The organism is Bacillus cereus group sp. RP29 (genome assembly GCF_040459765.1).
In the GTDB taxonomy this organism is placed as follows: Bacteria; Bacillota; Bacilli; order Bacillales; family Bacillaceae_G; genus Bacillus_A; species Bacillus_A paranthracis.
Map to the genome: position 1 here is coordinate 5,027,501 of NZ_JARVHN010000001.1, position 5,000 is coordinate 5,032,500.

Sequence of the window (5,000 nt, forward strand, 5' to 3'; positions counted from 1 at the left end):
ACAATACCGTTATGGTACATATTCGAAAACTTAGAAAGAAAATAGAAGTCGATCCTTCCAACCCAAAATTCATTCAGACTGTATGGGGAATTGGTTATAAGTTTGTAGGTGAACAGCTTGAAGACTGATAAAACCCTTTTCCTTATTTCATTACAACTTATCATTTGCGGGCTTTTAAATATACAAATGGACCCAAGGGTAAAAATATCTTTATTTATTACCCTTATCTTAATTACAATGTATCTCTTCTTTTCAAGAATACAATTCATTCAGCACCGCAAATCAATAGATACTAAATTAAGTCGTGTACTAAAAGGTAATTTACAAGCAAGATTATTTACAAGCAATGATCGTTCATTACATAATATCGTTTTTTCAATAAACGAACTAATAGCTGAATTAGAAAAGGTTCGGATTGAAGCAAAGAGGTCTGAGGAATCTAGAAAAAAACTTCTGTCTAGTATCTCGCACGATATACGAACACCACTTACCTCCATTATTGGCTATATTGATGCCTTAAAAGATGAGGTTGCTGCTTCTGAAATAGAAAAGCAAGAATATCTTAAAATACTTTATATGAAATCAAATAACTTGAAGCACCTAGTTGATGAGATATTCAATATGGCGAAGCTAGATGCTAACGAATTTCCACTAAAAGAAGAAGAACTCGACTTTTCTGAAGTTACTAGAGAAGTTTTGATTGAATTTTTACCTGAGCTCTCAAAACATAATATTGAACTACAAATTCTCATACCAGAATCTACTTTTCCTATCATGGCAGATCAACTTAGCCTTATACGAATTATAGGTAATTTAATGAAAAATGCTATTTATTACGGAAAGGATGGGAAAACAGTAGGAGTCGAACTATTAGAAACCGATACAGAATATGAACTTCTTATTTGGGACAAAGGCCCTGGTATTCCAAAACATGATTTGCAAAACATATTTGAGCGAATGTACCGAAGCGAACAATCAAGAAACTCCTCTTTTGGTGGTAGCGGTCTCGGACTTTCTATTTCTAAAGCGCTCGTTGAAAAGAATGGCGGGCATATATGGGTTGAAAGTAATCCATGGGAAAGAACCACTTTTGGATTTTCCATTCCAAAACACAATACTTTTAAGAAATAGTTAAGAAATGATTAATATGCAGTTAAACCTTCCTGCTTATCATGTAAGTAAGAACTTATAGAAAGTAGGTGTCTCCTATAAATACAATTATAAAAACAACTAATCTTACTAAAGTATATGGCAATCAAAAATCCGTAGATAATCTAAATATTAACGTTCAACAGGGAGAGATTTATGGATTCATAGGTCGTAACGGTGCTGGTAAAACAACAACCATTCGTATGCTACTCGGTCTTATAAAGCCTACAAGTGGAACTATCGAAATATTCGGAGAGGACTTATTTCAAAATCAAAAAGATATTTTAAGTAGAATTGGTTCTATCGTTGAAGTTCCAGGGTTTTATGAAAACTTAACTGCAAAAGAAAACTTATTAATTAACGCAAAGATAATTGGGGTTCACAAAAAGAATGCTATTGAAGAAGCGTTAGAAATAGTAGGCTTGCAACATGAAACAAAAAAGTTAGTGGGAAAGTATTCTTTAGGCATGAAGCAGCGTTTAGGAATTGCACGCGCCCTTCTCCATTATCCCGAACTACTTATATTAGATGAACCAACTAACGGACTAGACCCCATCGGGATTAAAGAAATGCGAAAACTTATTCATTCTTTAGCTCAAGAAAGGAATATAACGATACTCATTTCTAGTCACATATTAGCCGAGGTAGAACAGTTAGTTGATCGTATCGGAATTATTCACGAAGGAAAGTTACTAGAAGAAGTTTCTCTTGATACGCTACGCAAAGCAAACCGTAAATACATAGAATTTCAGGTGAATAATGACAGTAAGGCTACGATGTTATTAGAAAATCAATTTCAAATTTTCGATTATGAGGTACATGATGAAGGGAATATTCGCATTTACTCTCATTTCGGGCAACAAGGATACATCAACAGAACGTTTGTTCTAAATGATATTGAAGTATTAAAAATGATGATGAGCGAAGACAGATTAGAAGATTATTTCACCAAACTAGTTGGAGGTGGAACAATTGGTTAACCTACTCTATACAGAACTATTAAAACTAAAACGCTCTAATATGTTTTTAATTAGTATTATTGGGGCTGGTGTCGCACCTTTCTTAGTCGTAGTAGCTTCTTATATACATATAAAAACCAAACAGCCAACTCCGACTATTTGGTTCCATCAATTATTCACTGAAGTTAACTTATACACTACTTTAGTTATAGGGTTCCCCTTATATGGAGTAGTAGTTGCTTATCTGTTTACCCGTGAATATGCAGAAGACACATTAAAAAATTTACTAACTATCCCCGTGTCACGTATTAGTTTTATTATAAGTAAGTTCATCATTCTTTTCCTTTGGATCATGATGCTAACTTTAGTTGCTTGGTCGCTTACTTTAATATTAGGGCTATTGGGGAACTTCCCTGGTTTTAACACTGCTTTACTTTTAGGTTCTTTCCTAAAATTTTTAACCTGTGGTGGACTTCTTTTTCTATTGTCTTCACCTATTGTTCTATTAACTCTTGTAATGAAGAGCTATGTACCGCCTATTATATTAACAGTCATTATTACAATGACTAATCTTATGCTCGTAAATTCCAAACATAAAGATTTATTTCCCTGGATCGCCACTTTAGATATCGCAAATAATGAATTACAACCCACATATCCACCAGAGTATTCTTATATGATCATTGCAGCAACAACGATTTTCGGATTTATCGCAACACTATTCTATTTTAAGAGAGTAGACATTCATTAATTTTTAGGAGTGAAACTATGAGCGATATCATTATTGCCTTCATACTCGGTATCGTAGAGGGGTTAGCTGAATTTTTACCTATCTCTTCTACCGGCCACCTTATATTAGTCGGGCATTTATTAGGCTTTGAAGGAGAAAGAGCGAAAACATTTGAAATTGTTATTCAACTAGGCGCAATTTTAGCTATTGCAATTTTATATCATAAACGTCTCGTATCTTTATGTAATATTAAGCCTCTTCTACGGAAGGAGAATAAATTCAACGCGTTCCATGTATTTCTTGGCGTATTTCCGGCAGTAGTTGCTGGTTTACTACTACATGATGTTATTAAAACTTACTTATTTCAGCCATATACTGTTGTGATTGGACTTGTAGCAGGGGCAATTCTTATGATCTTTGCAGAAGTAAAAAAGCAAGAGGCAACCGCCTGCTCACTGGACGATTTAACATACCATCAAGCATTAACAATTGGATTATTTCAATGTTTAGCAGTATACCCTGGCTTTTCTAGAGCAGGATCTACTATCTCTGGAGGTCTATTAGCAAAAGTAAATTATAAGACTGCATCAGAGTTCTCGTTTCTAATAGCTCTTCCTGTAATGGTTGGGGCTACAGGCTTAGACTTACTAAAAAGCTGGAAGTATTTAAGTGTCGATGACATCCCTATGTTTGCAGTAGGGTTCATTACCTCTTTTATAGTAGCAATGCTAGCAGTAGTAACTTTTCTGAAGCTTTTAGAGAAGATAGGTTTAAAACCTTTTGCATACTATCGCATTTTGTTAGCTGTCTTATTTACACTTTTCGTATTGCTATAGATTCATATAAGTCACATATTATTAAACCGATATTCAAGTTGAAATATCGGTTTTTTATCCATTTCACCTCTGTCTTACTTGAATATAGCATAGTGGCAATCCCTCTGAATATCCTTCAAGCACTTTTAGCCTTTACCGTACGGCACAATTTAAAAATTAAACATCCCTCCATTAATCTAGATGTCTACTGGACAATGCTGTATAGGGATCGTATATTTTTATAAACCATATTCATTCCAAACATACTATCTTTCTTAATTCGCGACACACAGATACAAGTTTCAAATGCGTACAAAGACACAGCATATAAAGACCTTCCCCAAGAATTATAAAGAGGCTAAACTATTTATTAAAGTGAGGTAACTAGGATACTTATTGGGGAAACCGTAAAAAACTAGGATTTGTTACAGCTTGGCAATTTAGTGATTCTCCTCATTATCTTGCACGGTTAGTAATTGATGAGTTAAAAAACGCAATATGCCCCAGTCACATTTATTATGAATTAGAAACTAAACCAATATCGCCAAATAACGATTATAGTTTTATATTCAATGCGTATGATGAACCTATATCCATGATTAAGACATCAGAATACAACGTTCGTCTATAATTGAAACAGTATAATATTGTTTACCAAACACGAAAAAACACAAGTCAAAAGACTTGTGTTTTTAGTTGCTTGGCGACGTCCTACTCTCACAGGGACAAGGTCCCAACTACCATCGGCGCTAGAGAGCTTAACTTCCGTGTTCGGTATGGGAACGGGTGTGACCTCTCTGCCATCATCACCAAACTATTGAAGGTATATTCCTTCAAAACTAGATAACATTTGCTACATATTATATGGTTAAGTCCTCGATCTATTAGTATTCGTCAGCTCCACATGTCACCATGCTTCCACCTCGAACCTATCAACCTGATCATCTTTCAGGGATCTTACTAGCTTACGCTATGGGAAATCTCATCTTGAGGGGGGCTTCATGCTTAGATGCTTTCAGCACTTATCCCTTCCGCACATAGCTACCCAGCTATGCCCTTGGCAGAACAACTGGTACACCAGCGGTGCGTCCATCCCGGTCCTCTCGTACTAAGGACAGCTCCTCTCAAATTTCCTACGCCCACGACGGATAGGGACCGAACTGTCTCACGACGTTCTGAACCCAGCTCGCGTACCGCTTTAATGGGCGAACAGCCCAACCCTTGGGACCGACTACAGCCCCAGGATGCGATGAGCCGACATCGAGGTGCCAAACCTCCCCGTCGATGTGGACTCTTGGGGGAGATAAGCCTGTTATCCCCGGGGTAGCTTTTATCCGTTGAGCGATG

5 protein-coding genes and 2 rRNA genes (2 of these 7 running past the window's edge) are annotated in these 5,000 nt (G+C 36.3%); 5 read left to right on the top strand and 2 right to left on the bottom strand.

Annotated features, from left to right (window positions below):
- The 5 genes from QCI47_RS26505 to uppP form a co-directional block, all read left to right on the top strand.
- A protein-coding gene (locus QCI47_RS26505; protein WP_000651988.1) for a response regulator transcription factor crosses the window boundary here: on the top strand, nt 1-128 show its end. Its footprint begins 586 nt before the window's first position; the window shows 128 of its 714 coding nt (coding positions 587-714); the start codon falls outside the window, past its left edge; its stop codon occupies nt 126-128.
- Entirely contained in the window at nt 118-1,131 is a 1,014-nt protein-coding gene (locus QCI47_RS26510) for a sensor histidine kinase (RefSeq protein ID WP_000845341.1), read from the top strand. Before QCI47_RS26505 ends, QCI47_RS26510 begins: the two co-directional genes overlap by 11 nt.
- A 68-nt stretch (nt 1,132-1,199) precedes the next feature.
- Nucleotides 1,200-2,129 carry an ABC transporter ATP-binding protein gene (locus QCI47_RS26515; RefSeq protein ID WP_000074574.1) on the top strand — a complete coding sequence of 310 codons (930 nt, stop codon included), beginning with the start codon at nt 1,200-1,202 and terminating at the stop codon, nt 2,127-2,129.
- Complete coding sequence (locus QCI47_RS26520; RefSeq protein ID WP_000247724.1) at nt 2,122-2,859, top strand: ABC transporter permease; 738 nt, start codon at nt 2,122-2,124, stop codon at nt 2,857-2,859. Before QCI47_RS26515 ends, QCI47_RS26520 begins: the two co-directional genes overlap by 8 nt.
- Before the next feature lie 17 nt (nt 2,860-2,876).
- The gene (gene uppP, locus QCI47_RS26525; RefSeq protein WP_001279966.1) at nt 2,877-3,674 is read left to right on the top strand and encodes an undecaprenyl-diphosphate phosphatase UppP; all 798 of its coding nucleotides are present in this window, start codon (nt 2,877-2,879) and stop codon (nt 3,672-3,674) included.
- A 677-nt stretch (nt 3,675-4,351) separates the two neighbouring features.
- Here uppP and rrf read toward each other — a convergent pair.
- Together rrf and QCI47_RS26540 are read right to left on the bottom strand one after the other, a co-directional pair.
- A 5S ribosomal RNA gene (gene rrf / locus QCI47_RS26535) occupies nt 4,352-4,467 on the bottom strand.
- Between the two features lie 50 nt (nt 4,468-4,517).
- A 23S ribosomal RNA gene (locus tag QCI47_RS26540) occupies nt 4,518-5,000 on the bottom strand; it runs 2,440 nt beyond the window's last position.

Excerpts from the sequence above, each read along its gene's own strand:
- uppP (WP_001279966.1), top strand. The coding sequence starts at position 2,877 with ATGAGCGATATCATTATTGCCTTCATACTCGGTATCGTAGAGGGGTTA.